Annotated in this window: 3 protein-coding genes; 2 read left to right on the forward strand and 1 reads right to left on the reverse strand. The window is 40.7% G+C overall.

Going from position 1 to position 2144, the window contains the following annotated elements:
- The first annotated feature begins 199 nt into the window (after positions 1 to 199).
- Both IQ242_RS23195 and IQ242_RS23200 read left to right on the forward strand, forming a co-directional pair.
- Entirely contained in the window at positions 200 to 772 is a 573-nt protein-coding gene (locus tag IQ242_RS23195; protein ID WP_193961572.1) for a shikimate kinase, read from the forward strand.
- Positions 772 to 1092, forward strand: a complete 321-nt coding sequence (locus IQ242_RS23200; protein WP_193961573.1) for a cupin domain-containing protein — start codon at positions 772 to 774, stop codon at positions 1090 to 1092. The genes IQ242_RS23195 and IQ242_RS23200 overlap by 1 nt, the downstream gene beginning before the upstream one ends.
- A gap of 17 nt (positions 1093 to 1109) precedes the next feature.
- On the opposite strand, the gene hemW is transcribed toward IQ242_RS23200, so the two are convergent.
- A partial coding sequence (gene hemW, locus IQ242_RS23205; protein ID WP_193961574.1) for a radical SAM family heme chaperone HemW occupies positions 1110 to 2144 on the reverse strand: 1035 nt, incomplete at its 5' end.

Consider the following 2144-nt stretch of genomic DNA (forward strand, 5'->3'; position numbering starts at 1 on the left):
CACTTGATTAGATTAATCAAGCTGATTTTGTCCATTAATTACCAAGATGGTATCATGGTTATCCAGATTCTGACACGATGTCGGTGTCAATGGGGGTTCTGAGAAGATTTTCTGATTCCATCTGGCGGTTTTCACTCCCAAATGCTTATCAAAACATCGTCCCTTAGTAGCGAGGACTACATTCAGCTAAATTTTAACTATGGACAATTCAACGGATTTTAACTCCTTACGGGGATTAAGTGTTTTTTTGCTAGGAATGATGGGATCTGGCAAATCCACCCTGGGAGAGTTGCTTTCCCGACGGTTACAATATCGTTTTTTTGATACAGATATATTAATAGAAAGGGTCGCAGGAAAGAAAATCAGGGAAATTTTTGCCGACGAGGGAGAAGCGACTTTTCGGGAGTTAGAAACCCAAGTTTTAGCCGAATTATCCTCTCTGACTAAAACTGTGATTGCCACCGGGGGAGGGATGGTTTTAAAACCGATAAATTGGAGTTATCTTCGTCACGGTTTAATGATTTGGTTAGATGTTCCCCTAGAAGTTTTGGTTAAACGTTTAAAACAAGATACCTCTCGTCCCCTGCTTGAGTCCACTGATTTAGAAAGTAAACTAGAATTATTATTAGAACAAAGACGAAGACTTTATGCAGAAGCAGATCTTCGGATTGTTGTTTCTGACCTAGATACACCTGCTGATATCGTTGAGAAAATTTTAACAGCAATACCGACGGTGATTAAAGATTTTCATCCAGAAAGGAATAATAACTAATGATAGCAGCTTCAATTTTTGATTTACCCCAACTAATTCCCGACCGAGAAATTCTGGAAATTTTGGCCCAAAGTCAAGCTATTCGTCTGGAAAGAATTATTTCCACTGGTCAAACCACTCCCCGGGGTCAATGGTACGATCAATCTGAGTTTGAATGGGTGATTTTATTGCAGGGATTCGCTGAGATTAGTTATGAAGATGGCAGCCAAGTTAATCTGCAAGCGGGGGATTATCTGCTGATTCCTCCTCACCAAAAACATCGCGTCGAATTTACTAGCAATAATCCTCCCTGTATTTGGTTAGCTATCCATTATCGCTAGTAAAATATAGTTTCTGACTATTGCCAGCGATCAAATAAATCGGTTAAAACGATATTAGAAAACAAAAAACCTTCGGGGTCGCTTAATCTTACCCTGCTATCCCCCTCAATTATTACTAGATTGCGCTGTTTATGCGGCTCTAAGACCTCTAAAACTGCTTTTTTGATTTCCGAACCAAAATTAGCTTCAATTGCGGGTAAACTCACCCCTTCTGCTAACCTTAACCCTAGCATTAAGGTTTCGAGAAGATCATCAATCAAGCTATTTTTCTCCACGTCAATCTGACAGCCTTCTTTTACCCAAGCGAAATAGTCGCGACTTTTGCGCGGACGGGTAAAACGTTGTTGATGAAGATAACTAGCAGCCCCCATACCAAAGCCGTAATAGGGACGATTTTCCCAGTAAACTCGATTATGTCGGCATTGATAACCCGGTTTAGCATAGTTAGAAATCTCGTAATGTTGATAACCGGCTAAAGCTAGTTTTTCACCGGCTAAAACATACATTTTCGCCGTGGTTTCATCATCGGGTAAGGGTTTTTTTCCCGGTTGATACTGTTTACCGAAAGGAGTAACCGCTTCTAAGACCAAATCGTAACAGGAAAGATGGGCCGGTTGCAGTTTGATCGCTTTTTCTAGGGAATTTTCCCAATCTGTCAGGGTTTGTTGTGGCAATCCTGAAATCAAATCCAAACTATAGTTAACTATTCCCAATCCCTGAATTAATTCCACTGCCTGATAGATATCCTTAACAGTATGCGATCGACCGGAAACCTGTAATAATGGTTCTTGAAAAGCCTGTACTCCTAAACTAACCCGATTGACTCCTGCGCTAAGATAACCCTGTAATTGTTCTAAACTAAAGGTAGCCGGATCAATCTCCATAGAAATCTCTATATCGGCCGCAAAATCAAACTTTTTGGCTAAAGTATCCAGAATTGCCCCTAATAATTCCACCGGTAACAGGGAAGGAGTCCCCCCCCCAAAAAAAATTGTTTCTAGGGGTTTCCCCGTCCCCTGACTAAGGCTAATTTCTTCTTGTAATATTTCCAC

This window comes from Microcystis sp. LEGE 08355 (assembly GCF_015207185.1).
In the GTDB taxonomy this organism is placed as follows: Bacteria; Cyanobacteriota; Cyanobacteriia; order Cyanobacteriales; family Microcystaceae; genus Microcystis; species Microcystis panniformis.